At 39.7% G+C, this 20224-nt stretch carries 21 protein-coding genes, 7 tRNA genes, 1 rRNA gene and 1 pseudogene; 25 read left to right on the forward strand and 5 right to left on the reverse strand.

Annotated elements, in window-relative coordinates:
- The 10 genes from HGO97_RS12150 to HGO97_RS12195 all read left to right on the forward strand — a co-directional run.
- Window positions 1–82, forward strand: a 23S ribosomal RNA gene (locus HGO97_RS12150); the annotation flags it as partial.
- 67 nt (window positions 83–149) lie between these two features.
- Window positions 150–223 (forward strand) — tRNA-Asp (locus HGO97_RS12155).
- A 34-nt stretch (window positions 224–257) separates the two neighbouring features.
- A tRNA-Val gene (locus tag HGO97_RS12160) sits at window positions 258–330 on the forward strand.
- 11 nt (window positions 331–341) lie between these two features.
- Window positions 342–423 (forward strand) — tRNA-Tyr (locus HGO97_RS12165).
- Window positions 424–483: 60 nt separating this feature from the next.
- A tRNA-Thr gene (locus tag HGO97_RS12170) sits at window positions 484–556 on the forward strand.
- A 32-nt stretch (window positions 557–588) separates the two neighbouring features.
- Window positions 589–662 (forward strand) — tRNA-Met (locus HGO97_RS12175).
- Between the two features lie 22 nt (window positions 663–684).
- Window positions 685–757, forward strand: a tRNA-Phe gene (locus tag HGO97_RS12180).
- A gap of 34 nt (window positions 758–791) precedes the next feature.
- Window positions 792–864, forward strand: a tRNA-Lys gene (locus tag HGO97_RS12185).
- 61 nt (window positions 865–925) lie between these two features.
- Complete coding sequence (locus HGO97_RS12190) at window positions 926–2365, forward strand: aminotransferase class I/II-fold pyridoxal phosphate-dependent enzyme (RefSeq protein ID WP_216242011.1); 1440 nt, start codon at window positions 926–928, stop codon at window positions 2363–2365.
- The gene (locus HGO97_RS12195) at window positions 2358–2945 is read left to right on the forward strand and encodes a nucleoside/nucleotide kinase family protein (protein ID WP_216242013.1); all 588 of its coding nucleotides are present in this window, start codon (window positions 2358–2360) and stop codon (window positions 2943–2945) included. The genes HGO97_RS12190 and HGO97_RS12195 overlap by 8 nt, the downstream gene beginning before the upstream one ends.
- Window positions 2946–3004: 59 nt before the next feature.
- Here the strand turns inward: HGO97_RS12195 and HGO97_RS12200 are convergent, their stop codons facing one another.
- Together HGO97_RS12200 and HGO97_RS12205 are read right to left on the reverse strand one after the other, a co-directional pair.
- Window positions 3005–3160, reverse strand: coding sequence for a hypothetical protein (locus HGO97_RS12200; RefSeq protein WP_216242015.1), 156 nt, complete (start codon window positions 3158–3160; stop codon window positions 3005–3007).
- 108 nt (window positions 3161–3268) lie between these two features.
- Window positions 3269–3598 (reverse strand): helix-turn-helix domain-containing protein, encoded by a 330-nt coding sequence (locus tag HGO97_RS12205; protein ID WP_216242017.1) that lies wholly within the window; start codon window positions 3596–3598, stop codon window positions 3269–3271.
- 246 nt (window positions 3599–3844) lie between these two features.
- Between HGO97_RS12205 and HGO97_RS12210 the strand changes: the two genes are divergently transcribed.
- From HGO97_RS12210 to rsmI, 5 genes are all read left to right on the forward strand, one after another.
- On the forward strand, window positions 3845–4156 hold the full coding sequence (locus HGO97_RS12210) for a hypothetical protein (protein WP_216242019.1): 312 nt from the start codon (window positions 3845–3847) through the stop codon (window positions 4154–4156).
- Between the two features lie 204 nt (window positions 4157–4360).
- Window positions 4361–5356 (forward strand): DNA polymerase III subunit delta', encoded by a 996-nt coding sequence (gene holB, locus HGO97_RS12215; RefSeq protein WP_216242020.1) that lies wholly within the window; start codon window positions 4361–4363, stop codon window positions 5354–5356.
- A 4-nt stretch (window positions 5357–5360) separates the two neighbouring features.
- Window positions 5361–6266, forward strand: a complete 906-nt coding sequence (locus tag HGO97_RS12220) for a PSP1 domain-containing protein (RefSeq protein WP_216242022.1) — start codon at window positions 5361–5363, stop codon at window positions 6264–6266.
- Complete coding sequence (locus HGO97_RS12225; protein WP_216242024.1) at window positions 6256–6954, forward strand: tRNA1(Val) (adenine(37)-N6)-methyltransferase; 699 nt, start codon at window positions 6256–6258, stop codon at window positions 6952–6954. Before HGO97_RS12220 ends, HGO97_RS12225 begins: the two co-directional genes overlap by 11 nt.
- Before the next feature lie 26 nt (window positions 6955–6980).
- On the forward strand, window positions 6981–7823 hold the full coding sequence (rsmI, locus tag HGO97_RS12230; protein WP_216242026.1) for a 16S rRNA (cytidine(1402)-2'-O)-methyltransferase: 843 nt from the start codon (window positions 6981–6983) through the stop codon (window positions 7821–7823).
- 464 nt (window positions 7824–8287) lie between these two features.
- Here rsmI and HGO97_RS12235 read toward each other — a convergent pair whose 3' ends face one another.
- Together HGO97_RS12235 and HGO97_RS12240 are read right to left on the reverse strand one after the other, a co-directional pair.
- The gene (locus HGO97_RS12235) at window positions 8288–8944 is read right to left on the reverse strand and encodes an ABC transporter ATP-binding protein (RefSeq protein WP_216242028.1); all 657 of its coding nucleotides are present in this window, start codon (window positions 8942–8944) and stop codon (window positions 8288–8290) included.
- Between the two features lie 129 nt (window positions 8945–9073).
- The gene (locus tag HGO97_RS12240; RefSeq protein ID WP_216242030.1) at window positions 9074–9610 is read right to left on the reverse strand and encodes a spore maturation protein; all 537 of its coding nucleotides are present in this window, start codon (window positions 9608–9610) and stop codon (window positions 9074–9076) included.
- Window positions 9611–9759: 149 nt separating this feature from the next.
- Between HGO97_RS12240 and HGO97_RS12245 the strand changes: the two genes are divergently transcribed.
- A complete protein-coding gene (locus HGO97_RS12245; RefSeq protein WP_216242032.1) occupies window positions 9760–11511 on the forward strand; it encodes a DUF885 domain-containing protein in 1752 nt (583 codons plus the stop codon).
- On the opposite strand, the gene HGO97_RS12250 is transcribed toward HGO97_RS12245, so the two are convergent.
- A complete protein-coding gene (locus HGO97_RS12250) occupies window positions 11508–12584 on the reverse strand; it encodes a GGDEF domain-containing protein (RefSeq protein ID WP_216242036.1) in 1077 nt (358 codons plus the stop codon). The two genes, HGO97_RS12245 and HGO97_RS12250, sit on opposite strands and share 4 nt — an antisense overlap.
- Window positions 12585–12683: 99 nt before the next feature.
- Between HGO97_RS12250 and HGO97_RS12255 the strand changes: the two genes are divergently transcribed.
- The 9 genes and pseudogenes from HGO97_RS12255 (at window position 12684) to HGO97_RS12295 (ending at window position 20030) form a co-directional block, all read left to right on the forward strand.
- Entirely contained in the window at window positions 12684–13298 is a 615-nt protein-coding gene (locus tag HGO97_RS12255; protein WP_216242038.1) for a nucleoside recognition protein, read from the forward strand.
- A 76-nt stretch (window positions 13299–13374) separates the two neighbouring features.
- Window positions 13375–13554, forward strand: a complete 180-nt coding sequence (locus HGO97_RS12260) for a ribbon-helix-helix domain-containing protein (RefSeq protein ID WP_216242041.1) — start codon at window positions 13375–13377, stop codon at window positions 13552–13554.
- On the forward strand, window positions 13544–13750 hold the full coding sequence (gene rhuM / locus HGO97_RS12265) for a RhuM family protein (RefSeq protein ID WP_246597427.1): 207 nt from the start codon (window positions 13544–13546) through the stop codon (window positions 13748–13750). The genes HGO97_RS12260 and rhuM overlap by 11 nt, the downstream gene beginning before the upstream one ends.
- Window positions 13743–14777 carry a virulence RhuM family protein gene (locus tag HGO97_RS12270; RefSeq protein ID WP_216242042.1) on the forward strand — a complete coding sequence of 345 codons (1035 nt, stop codon included), beginning with the start codon at window positions 13743–13745 and terminating at the stop codon, window positions 14775–14777. Before rhuM ends, HGO97_RS12270 begins: the two co-directional genes overlap by 8 nt.
- 115 nt (window positions 14778–14892) lie before the next feature.
- Window positions 14893–15171: pseudogene (locus tag HGO97_RS24410) on the forward strand (nucleoside recognition protein); the annotation flags it as partial.
- A gap of 226 nt (window positions 15172–15397) precedes the next feature.
- Window positions 15398–17320: a DEAD/DEAH box helicase gene (locus HGO97_RS12280; RefSeq protein WP_168866631.1), complete on the forward strand. Its 1923-nt coding sequence runs from the start codon at window positions 15398–15400 to the stop codon at window positions 17318–17320.
- Between the two features lie 16 nt (window positions 17321–17336).
- Window positions 17337–17663, forward strand: a complete 327-nt coding sequence (locus HGO97_RS12285; protein WP_216242044.1) for a hypothetical protein — start codon at window positions 17337–17339, stop codon at window positions 17661–17663.
- 144 nt (window positions 17664–17807) lie between these two features.
- Complete coding sequence (locus HGO97_RS12290) at window positions 17808–18989, forward strand: DUF2971 domain-containing protein (RefSeq protein WP_216242047.1); 1182 nt, start codon at window positions 17808–17810, stop codon at window positions 18987–18989.
- A 762-nt stretch (window positions 18990–19751) separates the two neighbouring features.
- Complete coding sequence (locus HGO97_RS12295; protein WP_216242048.1) at window positions 19752–20030, forward strand: CPBP family intramembrane glutamic endopeptidase; 279 nt, start codon at window positions 19752–19754, stop codon at window positions 20028–20030.
- Window positions 20031–20224 lie beyond the last annotated feature (194 nt).

Here is a 20224-nt window from a genome sequence, read left to right on the forward strand (position 1 = left end):
GACGACGAGGTAGATAGGGCAGAGGTGGAAGTGCAGTAATGCATGGAGCTGACTGTTACTAATAGGTCGAGGGCATAACCAAGCAAGGTGATAGGAAATGGATGTTTAAAATTCTTTGTGTGTAGTTTTGAAGATACATATCTTCATAAGGCCCAGTGGCTCAGTTGGTTAGAGCGCCGCCCTGTCACGGCGGAGGTCGAGAGTTCGAGTCTCTTCTGGGTCGTTGCATTATCACTTAGTGAGATGCGTATATATGTGGGATCTTAGCTCAGCTGGGAGAGCATCTGCCTTACAAGCAGAGGGTCATAGGTTCGAGCCCTATAGGTCCCACTTAAAAAAATGGATGGATTCCCGAGTGGCCAAAGGGGGCAGACTGTAAATCTGTTGGCAACGCCTTCGAAGGTTCGAATCCTTCTCCATCCACTTAAAGGATTTTCCTTTATAGCCAATTAGCCGAAATGGTTTGGCAAAAGTTTTAAAAATGCCGATGTGGCTCAATTGGCAGAGCAGCTGATTTGTAATCAGCAGGTTATCGGTTCGAGTCCGATCATCGGCTTTATCTCAAAAGAGATAAGTAAAATTGAATAGCGCGGGGTGGAGCAGTCTGGAAGCTCGTCGGGCTCATAACCCGAAGGTCGTAGGTTCAAATCCTGCCCCCGCAATTTAGACTTACATAAGTCTTATGCCCAGATAGCTCAGTTGGTAGAGCAGAGGACTGAAAATCCTCGTGTCGCTGGTTCGATTCCGGCTCTGGGCATTTTCTTTGCAAAAAGAAAGGTATAACTAAATATGGGCGTGTAGCTCAGGTGGTAGAGCACTTGACTTTTAATCAAGTTGTCCGGGGTTCGAATCCCCGCACGCTCATTGAATTTTAAGTATCCGAGGAAATTGTTTCCTCGGTATTTTTAATATGTGAGGAATAAAAATGGAACATTCATATCTATATGATAAGTTATTGAAGTACAGTCAAACAGATTATTACGGATTTCATATGCCGGGACATAAAAGAAATAAGGCTTTGATGAACTGCTCTCTGCCATATGAACTAGATATTACAGAAATCGATGGATTTGACGATCTTCATCATGCAAAGGAGATTTTAAAAGAAGCTCAGGAGAGGGCAGCTCAGCTTTATCATGCAGATGAGACCTGTTATCTGATCAATGGCAGTACGGCAGGTATTTTGAGTGCTGTGCTGGGATGCACATCTAAAGGTGACCGCATATTGGTAGCCAGGAACTGCCACAAATCGGTTTATCATGCAGTTTATATGAATGAACTGGAACCAGTTTACCTATATCCTCAGTTTTATGCTGAGATAGAGCTGAATGGCCCTATCGATTCTGAATCAGTAAGACAGGCATTAAAGCAGTATGAAGATATTAAGGCGGTCGTGATTACATCGCCGACTTATGATGGAGTATTGTCGGATGTAAAAGCAATTGCGAAGGTAGTACATGAAAAGGGGATTCCTTTGATTGTGGACGAGGCACATGGAGCCCACTTCGGATTGCATCCATATTTCCCGGATAATTCAAATAAAAAGGGAGCAGATGTTGTGATCCATAGCCTGCACAAAACACTTCCGTCTTTGACACAGACGGCTCTGATTCATATGAATGGAGAATTAATTGATAAAAGAAGGATCAAACAATATCTTCATATGGTGCAGACAAGTAGTCCGTCATATGTTTTAATGGCCGGCATGGATGAATGTGTTAGAATGTTCTTAGACAATGGTCAGGATTGTCTTCAGACATATGTGGACCTTCTGGAAGAGACCAGGAAGAGGTTAAAGGGGCTGAGACATTTAAAATTAGTTGAGACAGAGATGTATGACAGGTCAAAGCTGGTAATTTCTGTGAAAGAAACAAATATGACCAGTAGACAGCTGCATGATATTTTATTAAATAAATATCATCTGCAGATGGAAATGACAGCGGGCTCCTATGTACTTGCGATGACATCAGTAGGGGATACGAAGGAGGGAATGCAGCGGCTTGTGGATGCTTTGGAAGAAATAGATGCTGCTGCTTCGGATATCAAAGAAACGGATATGGAGCACTTTAAAGAAAACGGTCATTTTTCACTACCAAGGCTGCAAGGAGTTTATTCACCGGCAAAGCTGGATCGTCTGCTCAGGAAAAAAGGTGACATCCAGACTTCCTCTCTGCCCTGGAAAGAGTGTGTGGGATACATATCCACAGAATATGCCTATATTTATCCACCGGGTATTCCATTGATCGTTCCGGGGGAGAAAATAACGGAAGAAGCAGCTATTCTGCTGATTGAGTATAGTGAAATGGGATTTTCTATAGAGGGTCTTGAACAGGAAGGAAAGATGGAGGTGTTGATAAATGGGTAAAATCTGTTATATCATGGGGAAAAGTTCGTCTGGAAAGGATACTATTTACAAAAGGTTAAAGGAAAGGATGCCGCAGCTTAAGACAATCACTTTATATACGACAAGACCCGTGCGTGCAGGTGAGACGGATGGGGTGGAGTACTATTTTGTTGATGAGGAACGTCTTGCGGAGATGGAGAATAGAGGCTGTGTGATTGAATTACGCGCATATAATACAAAATGCGGTGTATGGAAGTATTTTACGGCGGATGACGGACAGATTGATTTGGATAGACAGGATTATCTTGTGATAGGCACTTTGCAGTCTTATGAGGCGATGTGTAAGTACTTCGGTGAGGAAATCATGATTCCAGTCTATATTGAAGTAGAAGATGGGCTTCGGCTCTATCGCGCCCTTGAACGGGAGCGAATACAGGATGCGCCGAAGTATGCGGAGATGTGTAGAAGATTCTTGGCAGACCAGGATGATTTTTCAGAGGAGAATTTAAGGAAAGCTGGAATTAAAAAACGATTTATAAACGAAGATATAGAAGTATGTCTGAGTGAGATTCAGGAATATTTGCAGGAAAAGATGTTTTAGATTCAATTATGGAGTAATAATAGAAGAATATAACATATGATAGAAGAGGGAGAGGCAGATTATTCTGCTTCTCCCTCCGCTACTATATCCTCTAAGACATGGATTAAATCATAAATGTTCTTGAGCTGGACATTTTTTTCAAGGATACAGTTCTTCAGATTGATTGGTAAAGATTCAAATTTGTCCCGAAGTTCGGGCGCTACATAAGATGCCATAAAATCACCTCGTTATATACTGTCCCGCTGCAGAGGAAAATATACAGGAAAATTGTTTTATGGCATTTTAGGATTTTGCTATGTAAGCTGAACTGCTAGAATATCAGTTTAAAGACCGTTTTTGCTTTTTCTTTTATTTTTGATAAATGCTATATAATCTGCAACATCGTCTATTTCATCCTGTGTTAGGTCTGAGGTATCGAGATGTGCGGCTATGGTCTGAGGCGCGGTACTATTATTTTCCCAGCCCATGAGGTAGCCTGGTGTGCATTGTAGGACCTTGGCTAATGCTTCTATTTTATCGATTCCCATGTTTTGAATATTGCTGGATTCGTAACGGGATATAGTCGATTCTGCTGTACCAAGCGCAGATGCCACGTCTTTGAGGGTGAGTCCCAATTCCAGACGCCGGGATTTGATCATTTTACTGATATCCATATTTCCTTACCTCCTGCTCATGCAATTAGTTACAATATCTTTATATCTATCATATCATAATATTGCATAATCGCAAGAAAAAATTGCTGATTTGCAAAAAAGGATTGACTTATTTTAATGATATGGTATGATAACAATAGAAATTGCGGATACGCAAGAAGAGTAGAGTGATATTTTTTTGCTTCTCGACTTGCGAATACGCAAGGATGGGAAGTAAGAAAAGGGAAAGAGCAGGGATAACAAAAGATGAAGTTCATAAGGTATGCAGCTCACAAGGTATGCAGGAGTAATAGTTATCCGATGGAAGATATCATGTTAGGAGGGAGCCGGATCATGGAAAGATCGAATCTAAAAACACTGGGGCTGGACAGGGAGACTATCGAACAGATTATGGCACGGGAGAAATTTGACATAGAAAAAGAAAAAAGGAAACTGAAAGAGACAGAGGATGTACTGGAGGAGCTTAAGACTAAGCTCTCCCTGGAAAGGGAGGTAGAGAATCTGAGGGAGGCGCAGGCAATTTATTTGGATATCCTGAAATTGGCAGCTAACAGTTAAGAGAAAAGTGTGTACGAAAGCATATGCGAAAGTCTGCATCCAGGAATCTCTTGGAAGGTCTGTAAAAACCAGAATTTATGGGCTATATCTTCACAGAAAATTATGATATACTTAATCTGTAGTTCATAACTTTGTAAGATACCTGTAGTACAATAAATGCAAAGTAACTTACAAAGGAAAATATAAGGGGCAGCAGGTGATGTTATGAGTGGTTTTAAGGATGTTGTTGGACATAAGAACATAATTCAATATATAGGGAATGCAGTGAAGACGGACAAGGTTTCCCATGCGTATATTCTCAATGGGGAGAAGGGTTCTGGGAAGAAGCTGCTTGCCAGTCTATTTGCCATGAGCCTGCAGTGCCAGGACCGGGAAGATGACGGGGATGCCTGCGGGAAGTGTCAGTCTTGTAAGCAGGCCATGAACAATAATCAGCCTGATATCATCAAGGTCACACATGAGAAACCAAATACGATCAGTATTGATGATATCCGGGAACAGGTGAATAACGACATCGTAATTAAGCCTTACAGCAGCAGATATAAGATTTATATCATTGCAGATGCGGATATGATGACAGTACAGGCCCAGAATGCGATTTTAAAGACCATTGAGGAGCCGCCAGAGTATGCAGTAATCATGCTGCTGACAGAGAATGCGGAGACGCTGCTTCCGACGATACGTTCCAGATGTGTGATGTTAAAGCTGCGTAATATTAAAGACCAGCTTGTGAAGAAGTATCTGATGGAGCAGATGGAGATTCCAGATTATAAAGCAGATGTCTGTGTAGCCTTTGCACAGGGGAATATGGGAAAGGCAATTATGCTTGCGACCTCCGAGCACTTTAATGAGATCAAGGAGGAAGCAGTTCATTTGCTGCGGAATATCAATGAGATGGATCTGAGTGAACTGATCGAGGCAGTAAAGAGATGTATGTCTTATAAGCTTGAGATCAGTGATTATATGGATGTGATCGCTATTTGGTATCGCGATGTGTTGATTTATAAGGCAACCCGCAATGTGGACAGGGTCGTTTTTTCGGACCAGTTAAAGTATATCAAAGATCGTGCGAATAAGAGTTCCTACGAAGGAATCGAGATTATTCTTGACGCACTGGAAAAAGCGAAAGCAAGATTGAAGGCAAATGTGAATTTTGAGCTTACAATGGAATTGCTTTTATTGACAATAAAGGAGAATTAATAGCATGACGAAGGTAATAGGTGTGAGATTCCGTACAGCGGGGAAGATTTATTTTTTCGCGCCAGGGAAGTTTGACATCAAGCAGGGAGATAATGTAATCGTAGAGACCGCGCGCGGGGTTGAGTTCGGGCGTGTTGTCCTGGGACCAAAGGAAGTGAAGGACGAAGAGGTTGTGCAGCCGCTCAAGTCTGTAATCAGAGTAGCAACGGAGCAGGACCGTAAGGTGGAAGAGAAGAACAGAGAAAAAGAAAAGGAAGCATTTAAGATCTGTTTGGAAAAGATTCGCAAGCACGGGCTTGAGATGAAGCTGATTGATGCAGAATATACATTTGATAATAATAAGGTATTGTTTTATTTTACAGCAGACGGAAGAATCGATTTTAGGGAGCTGGTGAAAGATTTAGCTGCAGTTTTTAGGACCAGGATTGAACTCCGGCAGATCGGGGTAAGAGATGAGACGAAGATTCGAGGAGGAATTGGGATCTGTGGCAGGCCGCTTTGTTGTAATACGTATTTATCTGAATTTGCAGCGGTATCTATCAAGATGGCAAAGGAGCAGAACTTATCCCTGAACCCGACGAAGATTTCGGGTGTATGCGGGCGCTTGATGTGCTGCCTGACCAATGAGGAAGAGACCTATGAGGAGTTGAATAGTCAACTGCCGTCTGTGGGAGATCAGGTGACGACTTCTGAAGGACTGAGCGGAACGGTGCATTCACTGAGTGTACTGCGGAAGCTGGTGAAGGTCATTGTTACTTTAGAGAATGATGAGAAGGAAATCCGTGAATACAGGGCGGAAGAACTGAAGTTTAAGCCAAGGCGCAGGAAAGCAAAGGTTTCAAAGGAAGAGATGAAGAAACTTGCGGCACTGGAGAAGGGCGAAGGAGCATCAAAGTTAGATGATAACTAAGTTAAGACCAGGGGAGCGGATTGATGATCTGCAGTTGGATGGTTATGAGATTATTCAGGATCCAGAGCGGTTCTGCCTTGGAATCGATGCAGTTCTGCTCTCTGATTTTGTAAAAGTAAAACAGGACGAGACTGTTTTGGACCTGGGGACCGGGACGGGCATTCTGCCGATTCTTTTGGCGGCTAAGACAAAGGGCAGGCATTTTACTGGACTGGAGATACAGGAAGAGAGCGCGGATATGGCAAGGCGCAGTGTGATGCATAATGGTCTGGAGGATAAGATCGATATTGTTACAGGAGATATCAAAGAGGCGGCTGAGATTCTGGAGCCGGCCTTTTTTGATGTAATCGTAACGAATCCCCCTTATATGCTGAATCAGCATGGGCTTAAGAACCCTCAGGATGCCAAGGCAATTGCCCGGCATGAGATTCTATGTACATTGGACGATATCTTACGGGAAAGCGGAAAAATGCTTCGTGAAAGTAAGGGCAGATTCTATATGATACATAAGCCCTTCCGGCTGGCGGAGATCATGGTGAAGATGAATCAGTATAAGATAGAACCGAAGCGGCTTCAATTTATCCATCCATATGTGGATAAGGAGCCGACGATGGTGCTCATTGAAGGGATGAAGGGCGGAAGGTCACGCGTGAAGATTGAACCTCCGATTATCATGTATCATAAGTAATCGAAGAGAATTAAAAAGGAGATTTTATGTCAGGTACTTTATATTTATGTGCGACTCCGATTGGAAATCTTGAGGATATGACGTTCCGGGTAATCCGAACGTTGAAAGAGGTGGATCTGATTGCAGCGGAGGATACACGCAACAGCATTAAGCTGCTGAATCATTTTGAAATCCAGACTCCTATGACAAGCTATCATGAATATAATAAGTTTGAAAAGGGCAGAAAGCTTGTAGAGAAGCTGCAGGAGGGGCAGGATATCGCACTGATTACGGATGCTGGGACTCCGGGGATATCTGATCCCGGGGAAGAACTGGTGAAGATGTGCTATGAGGCAGGAATTCCAGTCACATCACTTCCAGGGGCAGCAGCTTGTATTACGGCGCTGACTTTATCGGGGCTATCGACAAGAAGATTTGTTTTCGAGGCATTTCTGCCTACGGATAAGAAGGAGCGGGAGTGGGTTCTGGAGGAATTGGAACGAGAGTTTCGGACGATGATTCTGTATGAAGCTCCCCACCGTTTGTTAAAGACTTTAAAGCTTTTGCTGGAACGCCTGGGGAATCGGAAGGTTACGATATGCAGGGAGCTCACAAAACGTCATGAGACGGCTTTTGCAGCCACTTTAGAGGAGGCGGTGTCCTATTATGAGGCAAATGAACCAAAAGGGGAATGTGTGCTGGTAATTGAGGGCAGGAGCCGTTCCGAAGCGCTGCGTGAAGAGCGGGAAAGATGGGAAGAGATGAGTATTGAGGAGCATATGGATTTTTACCTGTCCAGCGGTATCAGCAAGAAGGATGCAATGAAAAAGGTTGCTAAGGACCGGGGAGTACAGAAGCGGGAGATTTATAATTATCTGGAGAACAGGTAAGATTATTTGGTTGACAGTATGGCTCAGGATTGGAGAGTATGTTAAAATATGATACGATTTGCAGATTTATTTTAGAGAAATGTGACATTGACGGTTTGGAGCTGTGAGTATAAAATAATACCAAGTTCAAAAAAAGACTAAGATAATGAAGGAACGGCATATCTGCCGGAACTTTTTAAGAATTCCGTGAGTGACAGCAGTATAGACATCAGGTAAGGCATCAGGAAGGACATCGTGTCAGGCAGCAGGAGAGTCATCAGTTCAGTCAAAAAGTCAGGCATCTTGTGGTGGGCAGCTTGAGAAAGACAACGGGAAAGACAGCATGGATAGGCATCAGGAGACAGCGGAATATAATAAGAGGTAGGACTTGGTTTGAACTTATACGAAGGGCGTATTGCAGATACTGTAATACGCCCTTTCGTGTGTGTATCCAGGGAAATAAAGGTAGAATCAAAGTTTTTCCTTTACTGACGCACCTCGGTGATTTCTCCGTCTTTCATGAACACGATTTTAGTTCCGAGAGTGATTGCCTCATCGTAATTATTGGTGACATATAAAACGGTGATTCCCAGCTCTTTATTAATCTTCTTAATATCTGTAATCATCTCCTGTCTGCGGTGTTCGTTCTGTCTGGCGAAGTCTTCGTCTACAAGCAAAACCTTTGGGCGGCATACGACAGCACGTCCAAGTGCTACTTTCTGCTTCTGTGCTTCGGAGATAGAGCGAATCTTCCGTTCCAGTACGTTGGAGATTCCGAAGAACTCGGCAGCGGTCTTGACACGAGAGTCGATAACGCCCCTCGGCAGGTTGCGGAGTCTTAAGCCCAGTGCCATATTATCATAGACATTAAAATGGTCATAGAGCACATAATTCTGAAAGGCCATTGCCAGGCTCCTGTCTCTGGGCAAGATATCGTTGAGCAGATCACTTCCAAGATAGATTTCCCCAGTCGTGATATCCTCCAGACCACCTATCATGCGTAAAATCGCCGATTTCCCACAGCCGCTTGGACCATGGAAGGTAACAAATTCACCATCATCAATATGAAGAGAAACATTTTTTACAGAAATAAATCCATTGGGATAAGTTTTATTTAAATTTTTAAGTGTTACGCTGGCCATAGGAACACCTCCGATATTTTCTTATCACAATTTTAGCACATCCGATAGGGCAATGCAAAGGGGTCTGACCCTTTTGCTGTTCATTTTCTGAATTGTATGAGAAAACTCGGAAAACGGCAGTCAAAAGGGTCAGACCCCTTTATACATTAACCCAGCCAGTAGTACACTTGCGACGAGTCCGGCAAAGGTTGCGAGCATGGCTCCTGTGAGGGTATATCTTGTCTTTTTGATTTTTGCGGTCATGAAGTAGACGCTCATGGTATAGAAAATGGTCTCGGTACAGGCCATGGAGATGGAGGCGATCAGGCCGAGCCGGGAATCTGTGCCATATTCTTTGAATATATCCAATAAAAGTCCGGTCGCGGCGGAGGAGGAAAACATTTTGACGATGGTGAGAGGAACGAGCTCTCCGGGAAAACCTATGTATATAGTAAAGCGGCCGATCAGCGAGGAAAGAAAATCGAGGAAGCCGGAGGCACGCAGAATTCCCACGGCAACCATGAGACCGATCAGGGTAGGCATAATTTTAATCACGGTGAGGAAACCGCTTTTGGCACCTTTTATAAAGTTGTCGTAGACATTGGTTTTCATCAGGATGCCGTATGTGACGATTGCAAGGATGATAAAGGGGACAATGAAGTCTGTGATATAAAGAAAAAATTGCATGAATTACCTCGATAGGAACGTTTCGTCATTTCTTTATGTATATGCTTTTTTAAGGAAAACAATGCTTTTAAAGTAAGAGGAATTCGTCGGTATGGCATATCGTCTTTCTTTTTTTCATAAAATGAAGCAAAGACGTCAGGGGAGTTCTTATGTCATTTCTATTTCCCAAATATAAAAAGCGGCTGACTGCCGTTTGTCTCACAATCAGTGTAACAGGTATGGTACTGTTCACTGGCTGCAGCCCAAAGGCTTTGGCCAATCAGAATAAGACATTCCAATCATTTACAAATGAAGTGTTCTGCCAGGAGGTCGCATCGAATACGATCAGCCTTCATTATTCTCTGAAAAATCCGGATACATATGGTATTAAAAATGCGCCCATCACTTTCGGGGAGTTTTCTACCGATGCTCAGGCTTCAAAGGCCTCTCTGGAAAATCTGCAGGCGGCATTGAAACAGTTTTCTTATGAAAAGCTTTCTGTGAAAAATCAGTTGACCTATGATGTTCTGGATCAATACCTTAAAATGGCAGAGGAAAATACCAAATATTTATTATATGAAGAGCCCCTTGGTCTAGTCAGCGGCATTCAGACACAACTTCCAGTACTGCTTTCTGAGTATCAGTTTTATGACAAGGATGATGTAGATACCTATCTGAAATTAATGGAATCCACGCCGGATTATTTTAAGTCCCTGATTGTGTTTGAAAAGGCAAAGTCAAAGGCAGGGCTGTTCATGGCTGATTATGCGGCAGATACGGTCATTGCACAGTGTACGGCATTTATGGAAATGGGGGAAAGCAATTATTTGATTTCTACTTTTGTAGAACGTTTGAAACAATTGGATATTCCGACTTCTGAACAGAGCAACTATATCAAAAAAAATGCCCAGATGCTGCAAAGTTATGTTCTGCCGGCATACAGCGAGCTGATTTCGGCGGTACAGAGCTTAAAAGGGACGGGGAAAAATGAAGAGGGGCTGTGCCATCTGCCAAAGGGAAAAGCTTATTATGAACAGGTTGTATATGAAGCGACAGGTTCAAAAAAGACAGTCCCTCAGTTGGAAGAAATGACAAGGCAGCAGATGATTACGGATTTAGAGGCAATGGAGGAGGTACTTCAGATTGCAGGCAGCGAGGCAAAAGAAACGGTTGCAATGGAGGAAAATAATCCTGTTTCTATTTTAAATGAATTGGAGGCTAAAACGGGAAAATCATTCCCACAGCCGCCGGATACCGTCACACAGGTGAAATATGTGCCGAAAGCAATGGAAAAGCATCTTAGTCCAGCATTTTATATGATACCGGCCATCGATAATACAAAAGAAAATGTAATTTATGTGAATCAAGCGCATATGAGCAATAATCTGACGTTGTATACTACACTTGCCCATGAAGGATATCCAGGCCATCTCTATCAGACTGTTTATTATGCAGGAACAAATCCAGATCCCTTAAGGAGTATCTTCAATTTTGGAGGGTATGTGGAAGGATGGGCCACCTATGCAGAGATGTGCAGCTATTATCTTTCCTCCCTAAGTAAGGAGCAGGCGACTCTTCTGCAAAAAAACAGCTCTATTATTCTGGGACTGTATGCCCTAGCAGATATGGGAATCCATTATGAAGGCTGGAGTAAGTTGGATACGATCGCTTTCTTTAAAAATTATGGGATAAAGGACAGCAGGACGGTTGAAAGGATTTATGAACTGGTTATAGGGTCTCCTGGAAACTATCTAAAATATTATATAGGGTACGTGGAGTTCCTGGAATTGAAAAAGGAATGGGTGGAGAAAAAGGGAAGTGATTTTTCACAAAAGGAATTCCACGAGGCGGTACTGTCCGTGGGACCAGCACCATTCGCACTCGTGGAAGAATATATGTGGAAATTGCCTGTAAATGATTAAGCAAGTAAGTGATAGAAGGCGTATTGATTTTTACCGCTTTGTTTAGAAAGGTAAAGAGCCTCATCGGCGTGTTTGTATAAATCCTTAAAATTATCACCGTCTTCCGGGAAAAGGGAAACTCCTACACTGGCACTGATGTGTGGGATTTCCTCATCGGAGGTCGTATCGATCTTGTTTACAATGTCTAAAAAGTGTGAGACGCGGTGCCGGATGATTTCTGAATCAATGCAGTTTGGCAAAAAGATCAGGAATTCATCTCCTCCAAGCCGTCCTATGATATCCGAGTTACGGAAGGAATCCTTTAAAGCCGCGCCTACCTCCCGGAGGACCTTGTCACCGCAGGCATGGCCGTTGGAATCATTGACAAGTTTGAAATTATCTACGTCCACAACGAGGAGGGCTCCTTTAGAGTCCTGTGTTGCCAGAAAGGTATTGATTTTCCGTTCACAGAACCCACGATTCCACAGGCCTGTCATTTTATCCGTATCTCTCTGGATTTCCAGAATATTGTTGGACATAATCTGTTTTAGGTTCAGATAATTTGATTGATGAGAGGTAATAATACTGAGCAGGTAAAAGATAACGGCATTCACAATATCATAAGAGGCCAGATAAGGTATTTTCACATATCTTGATGTAAGGCAGAAAATCAGGCAGAAAAATCCCATAAAAATACACATGCGGATTGGAATGTCAATCATAAACAAAGGCAGGATCACGAGAAAGACAAAAAAAGTAACGGCATTCATCATAGGCTGTGTCACAGTACCCATATAAATAGCTGTTGCCATAATAATAGCAAAGACAATATAAATCGCAAGTGGAACCAAACGTTTATGTGTCTTTAGAAAGGTTTTCGATAATAAATATAGAATAATGGATGTTACTACCAGAAGGATATAGGCTTCTGTTGCCTTTAAAAACTGCTCCACGAACAGAGACAGAATACTTAAGGGAAGTCCTATAATCACACCGAGTGCAGATATAAGCTGGACGGCTTTTAAATTCTTATCAGCAATATCTTTATAATATGTATGATAGTTATCAATAAAAAATTTGTTATATGAAATCATAACATCCACCCCTAGTTTATGAAAATTATAATTACTTCTATTCTAACATAAAAATCACAGAAATATTACATTAATATTAAAAAATTGTAGGAGGGCAAAATGCTAAATTATCTTTGGGCGGGCATGATTATTATTGGGGTCGTGTTTGGAGCATTGAATGGGAAGATGCCGGATATTACAAATGCAGCTTTAGATTCCGCTAAGGAGGCAGTGACATTGTGCATCACGATGATGGGAGTCATGTCATTTTGGGTCGGGATGATGGAAATCGCATCCAGAGCAGGGATTATCGAAATGGCCTCGAAAAAACTAAGGCCTCTGATCCGGTTTCTATTCCCAAATATTCCAGAGGAGCATAAGGCAAATGAATATATCAGTACTAACTTTATTGCAAATTTCTTAGGACTGGGATGGGCGGCCACGCCTGCGGGACTTCAAGGGATGGCCTCGCTTGCTGATCTGGAGAAGGAGAGACGGGAAGGCAGGGCGCCAGGGAGGGCGAGAGAAACAGGAGTGGCATCGGATGAGATGTGTACGTTTCTGATTATGAATATCTCTTCGTTACAGTTGATTCCGGTGAATGTAATTGCTTATAGGAGCCAGTATGGGAGCGTCAATCCGGCGGCAATCGTCGGGGCAGGAATCGTGGCTACGGCGGTGAGTACGGTGGTGGCGATGGTGTATTGTAAGATGAAGGCGGGGAGGAGAGTGTGAATAGGGTGAATGTACACTTTACTTTATGTAATACATATATTATGATTTATGTATTACATAAAAGTGAGGGATAACGATGGGAAAGGTAGGCAGACCAAAGGGAAAGAGTAATAAAGAAACCATTATCTCTATGAGATTGGATGAAGCAACTAAGAACAGATTGGAAGCATATTGTATAAGAATGCATAGGTCCAGGTCGGAAGTAATTAGAGAAGCTGTGGATTTGTTTGTAGAGGAGGCAGAAGATGAGGCGTGAAAATTCAGTTGTTTCCAAAATGGAAACAACTGCGTCAAACGGTAAAAGTTATAGTACAAATTACTATAACCTGGATGCGATTATAGCTGTTGGTTATCGGGTTAATTCAAGAAAGGCAACGATGTTTAGAATTTGGGCGAATACTGTTTTTGAAAATATTCGAAAGAATTATGGATTGGAGGATTATCATGTCTAAAAAGAAAGATGAGGTTACAATTCACTCCAGCGCGGCAGAGTATTTGACCTATGTCGCAGCAGTCGGGGACAGCGCCGACAGCATGGAAATGCGCTATGAAGATGAAAATATATGGCTGACACAAAAGATGATGGCACAGCTTTATAATGTATCGGTGCAGAATATCGGACAACACATTAAAAAAGTATTAGATGATGGAGAATTGGCAGAAGACTCAGTTATAAAGAAATACTTTATAACTGCTTCTGACGGAAAGCAATACAGTACGAAGCACTACAATCTCCAGATGATTATTGCTGTGGGATTTAAGGTAAATAATGACCGTGCTGTCCGTTTTCGTAAATGGTCTGGGCAGATTGTAAAAGATTATACGATTCAAGGCTGGACAATGGACAAGGAACGTCTGAAAAAGGGTCATATGTTCACGGATGAATACTTTGAGCGTCAGCTACAAAATATTCGTGAAATTCGCCTGTCGGAGCGGAAATTTTATCAAAAAATTACGGACTTATATGCTACGGCCTTTGATTATGATAAAGATGCAAAGACTACCAGACGTTTCTTTCAGACTGTTCAGAATAAGATGCACTGGGCAGTCCATAGGCATACAGCCGCAGAGTTAATTGTAGAACGAGCAGATGCAGAAAAAGAACATATGGGATTGAATACGTGGGAGTCAGCGCCGGATGGGAAAATTGTAAAAGCCGATGTATCGATTGCAAAGAATTATTTGAGCGATAAAGAAATGTCATATATGGAGCGAATAGTATCTTTGTATCTTGATTATGCTGAGTTGCAGGCAGAACGTCAGATTCCTATGAGTATGGAGGATTGGGCAAAACGCCTAGATGGCTTTTTGGAGTTTAATGGAAATGAAATTCTCACTGACGCAGGAAAAATCAGTACAGAGCAGGCAAAGCTTCATGCTGAGACAGAGTTTGAGAAATATCGAATTGTACAGGACAGGCTGTTTATGTCTGATTATGATAGGTTTTTACTGGAGTTGGAAGAACAAACAAAAGGATAGTTTTTCAGAAATACAAATGTAAAGTTTATCAAAGTAGAAATACATTAGAAGGGAAATTTTGCTTAACATATTAGAGAAAAACAAAAGAAAACGAAAAAATTGTGTCATTAACTTGACTCAAAGGGGATTACAGGGGATGGGGGCACTTGCGGATCTGGAGAAGGAGAGACGGGAAGGCAGGGCGCCGTGAAAGACGAGAGAACCGGGGGTGGCTTCGGATGAGATGTGTACGTTTTTGATTATGAATATCTCATACCTGCAACTGATTCCGGTGAATGTGATTGCCTACAGAAGCCAGTACGGGAGTGAGAATCCGACGGCAATTGTGGCTACGGCGGTGAGTACGGTGGTAGCGATGGTGTATTGTAAGATGAAGGCTGGGAGGAGAAGATAAAGATTTAGAATTAGAAGATAAAAGAAGAAAAAGTGGAGTGCTAGATAGCACTTCATTTTTATAACATTAAAAATAATTTATGCGATTTGTGTAAAATGTCTATTGTATTTATATTTAATTTTTGGCAAGATTATATAAAGAAAACTTTAATTTATTAAATTATAGGCAGAGTTTATGTGTTTGATTTTTTACTGAGTTGATAATCGGAAGATATTGAGAGGAACTTATGGGAAAACTAAATTATAATGAACATTATTTTGAAATGGCAAATCCTTATATTTACAATAATAGTGAATTGCGAGAGCCACAGATACAAGGCTATTATAAGGTGTATGAACATTTTGTTGTACGTAATAAGAAACGTATACATGCAATTGTAGTACTTCCAACGGGAGTTGGAAAAACTGGATTGATGGGGTTACTGCCATTCCACATTTGTGAAGGAAGAGTATTGATTATTACGCCACAGCTAACGATTAAGGATACAGTGGTAGATTCATTAGATCCAGATAATCCGGAAAGTTTTTGGTATAGAAGAAAAATATTTAATAGGGTTGATGAAACTCCAACGTTGGTAGAGTTTGAACGTGGTATCAAAAACGAAATTTTGGATGTGGCTAACATAGTAATTTTGAATATTCATAAGTTACAGGCTAGGTTGAGTAGTTCTCCTTTAAATTATTTGCCGAAAGATTATTTTGATATGATAATTATTGATGAAGCCCATCATTCAACAGCTAACACATGGGTTGAGACAATAAATCACTTTGATAAAGCTAAGGTAGTCAAGTTGACAGGAACACCGATACGTACTGATGGTGTGGAATTAGCAGGTGAATTGGTTTACAAATATAAGCTGAGTCAGGCTATGGCTAAGGGATATGTGAAATCCTTAAGAAATATTGAATATGTTCCAGAACAACTATTATTGACAATAGATAAAGATGAAGCAAAACAGTATACCGTTGAGCAATTATTGGAATTAGGTTTACGTGATGAGGACTGGATAAGACGTTCAGTGGCATATTCCAGAGAATGCTCAAAAAGTGTTGTAATAGAAAGTATCAAGTTGTTGGAACATAAGAGAAGTGGTGGTTCAAAAGTACCTCATAAAATTATTGCTGTTGCTTGTAGCATTGATCATGCAGAACAAATCAAGCAATTGTATGTAGAGTTGGGATACAGAGCAGAAGTTATACATAGCAGGAAAACATTGGAAGAACAGAATAAAATTAAACAAGATATTGAAAATCACCGTTTAGATGTTATCATTCATGTTGCAATGTTGGGAGAAGGATATGATCATCCTTATCTTAGTGTAGCAGCTATCTTTAGACCATTTAAAAATGAACTTCCATATGAACAGTTTATTGGTAGGGTGTTAAGAGTTATTCCGGAAGAAGAAGTTGAAAAACCAGACGATAATATTGCGGATGTTGTTTCACATCATAATTTAAAATTAGCAGAACTTTGGGATAAATATAAAAGAGAGTTGCAGGAAAGTGAGGTAATAAAACATCTACAAGCGGAAAATTTGTTGGATGATAGTGAATCATCTGGCGGTGGTACCCAGGGAGTGAAAGTGGATAATATACCGCTAGGTCTTGCAGAGGAACAGGGAACAGGAACACTGACTACAGATTTATACTTAAATACTGAGTTGATAAAAAGGCAAAAAGAAGAAGAGCAAAGACAAAAAGAAAGCATTAATAAATTACAGGAACTTTTACATATTGACTATGAACAAGCACTGTCAATTTATAATCAGACAAGAACAAAAGATACTGCCGCGTTCAAAAGGCCCGATTTATACTTTGCGAATAGAAAGAAAAGCTTAGATGATGAGATAAGAGAAATTTTAGTGCCACAGTTAGTTACTAGATTTCATATTAATCAAGCTGCTAAAAACTTGGCGGATTGTCGTTTATTTTCGGGTAGAAAGTATATGTGGATAAAAGAGAAAGCATCTGATAATGGAGCATTATTAGCTATGTATTTTAATACTTATTTACGTAATGAAATAGGGAAAAAGCGAGAAGATTGGAAAGTTTCAGATTATGATATAGCGTTTGAGAAGCTTTCAATCGCAGAAGAATTCGTTGAAAAGGTATTAATTGAGTACTTGAACATAGATAGTGAAGAATATTAATGAGGAGGAAAAATTTATGGATGCTTACATAAAAAAAATTTATGACATGTTGTATTCACCAATTATATCACCGTACAACTTGTTAGAAAATGCTAAGTTAGAAAATTATAGTTATGTGAAATATTATACAAATGAAATAGGTTTAGTAGCTGAAATGCAGTGCTTGATTCCGGGGGAAGGGGAACGGGTATTTTATTATCAGTTTGATAAAAAAGACTATTTACAAATAATATATCAGAAAACATTAGATGAAATGGAAATTATATTTAGTAGAGAAGAAGCTGTCGAATCTTCCAAAAGAGAATATTATTCAAGTAAACCCGATATTGGCAAAGTTTGTTAAACAGGAAGGCATTTCGAACAATTGTCGAAGTGCCTTTTCAGTTTCATGTAGAAACAAGTAGGGTGTCAGTTATAGTAAAAGTGAAAAAGAGTCTGTAATAAAGAGAAGTCAGTGATTAAAGTTAAAAAAGAAGGAGAGTTTTAAGTGGAGGAGTCTAAGTATATAGTTTATCATTATTGTGATTTAAATGCTTTTTTGAATATTATGTACTCAAAAAAATTCTGGCTTTCAGATGTAAAAAAGAGTAATGATGATGATGAGGGAAAATATTTACTAAAGAAGTTACAAGCATATATTGATGTGGCAAATTTAGCTGATAATAATATTAAGAGAGAATGGATTGAAAAGGCACATCAGTTTGTAGCAGATTATATAGGGAAAAAGGATCAAAGGATGTTTATTCCAAAAGGATATAATTATGAGGGATTATTGGAAATACAGAAAGAATTAAAGAAAAATCTAGAGCAAGATGAGGTGTTGGATTTTAATTTGGAAGAAGTTGAGTTAACAAAAGAACAATTGGAACAAGAAAAAAATTGTTGGAAGATGTTAGAAGAGGAGCGAAGAGATTTTGGTAATAATCTCAATCCAGGTGATATATATAAGACGGACAAATTCGATACCCCAATATATACGATATGTTTCTCTGGAAATGGAGATTTATTAAGTCAGTGGAGAGGATATGCAAAAGACGGAACGGGTGTTTCTATAGGATTTAAAACAAAGTATTTAGAGAAATGGAAAAGTGCAATTTTTAATAAAAAAATAAATTTGATAGCTAGATTTGATAAGGTTAATTATGTGGATTATGACATGGAGTATTTACTGCAATTAAAAAGCCGGAATTTAATTAATTATGCAAAAGAAATACTAGGGGAAACAAATGAAGAGATGATACTCCTTGGGAAATTAGCTGTTGAACAAGAATTAGATGAAATTGCGGAAAAATCTATTTTCTATAAAAATGAATTGTTTCAGGAAGAAGATGAATATAGATTGATTTATTGTGATTCTATGAGATGTAAAGAGGGAAAGTTTATACATAATCTAAATGGAAGAAAACAAATACAAAATAGTATAAAAGATTTTAAATTAAGTGAAATGAAGTATCGAGTTGGCTCGGAAGGTATAGTATCATATTTTGAACTATCTTTCGAACCTATTGCGGATGAAATAATTGGAGAAATAATACTTGGCCCCAAATGTAAAATGACTACAGCAGAGGTTGAATTTTTATTGAGTTCTTGGGGGTACAATTGTTTGGGGAATAATACATATGATCAGAGAAGTATATATATACACCACTCCGATTTGTCATATAGATAAGATATTGAAATTTGTGTCACTCTGAATACGGATATCGGATTGAGCTGACACAGATAATGTAGATAAAGAGTAGTTTTTATGTCAAATGTTATCCACAATATGTGGTAAAAACAGAAAAATAAATAGGGTGAGAGGTATAAGTAACAGTTTTAAAAAGGATAGGCCTGTTTAGAAGTATAGCAAAATGTACCTGATTATAAAATTTTCGGAGATGGAGCAAGGAGATTTTAAAAGAGTTGTGTCATTAACTTGACTCAAGGAGGGGTAGGGAATAACGTTGGGAAAGATAGGAGGACAAAAGGGAAAGAATAATAAAGAAACCATTATCTCTAAGAGATTAGATCAGTCAACCATCGTAGGAAAGAGAGAATCCTAAATCTACACATTTTACTAGAAATATGGAGAAAATATAAAAATGAAAATTCTCAGTAAATTATGTTTGGCATTGTTAGCTTCTATGTTACTCGTAAGCATGGTAAATATGAGATTACTTTCAATATTTACAAAATCTGAGCAGAGTCTTTCTACACAAAGCATAAACATAATAACAACAAGCTTGTCTGCCATTTGTTATCCTATTTTATTTCAAGTTTTTTGTCTTAATGTGGAAAAGAAGTCTATCACAACATTAGTTAGACCAATGAGATTTACTTTTATTGATGGATTAAATATTATCTGCTCCTTCTGGGAGGAACAACAATATTGTCCTTTTTAGGCAATAAAATAGAGAATGGAATTATAATCCTTTTTGGGCAGGCTAATATGAGCACGACTATGACGGAACAAATTTTAGAAGGGGGTTCACTTCCAATAATATTTATCTGTGTAGTAGTTATCTCACCAATAGCAGAAGAGTTCCTTTTTCGTAAAGTTTTACTAGAAAGATTACTGCCATATGGAAGCACAGTTGCAATTGGAATCAGCAGTATCCTTTTTGGATTGTCTCATTTCAATTTTGAACAGTTATTATATACTGTGTTTTTAGGAATAGTATGTGCAAATATTATAGTTAAAACAGGGAAAATAAGATATGCTATTTAACTTGTTTGGAGGAGTTGCTTCAGGTTTTATTCCAAATAACTTCTATATTCTGTTAATCATAAAGACAATATTTGTTATAGGTGCTTTTATCATTTGTATATTTTATGGAAAAGAGTTGTTCATATTTAAGACAGATAGAAATACAAAGTTAAAAGAATTTGATTTAAAATCACAAATGCGATGCCGTGGTTTTT

The organism is Faecalicatena faecalis, from assembly GCF_012524165.2.
In the GTDB taxonomy this organism is placed as follows: domain Bacteria; phylum Bacillota; class Clostridia; order Lachnospirales; family Lachnospiraceae; genus Faecalicatena_A; species Faecalicatena_A faecalis.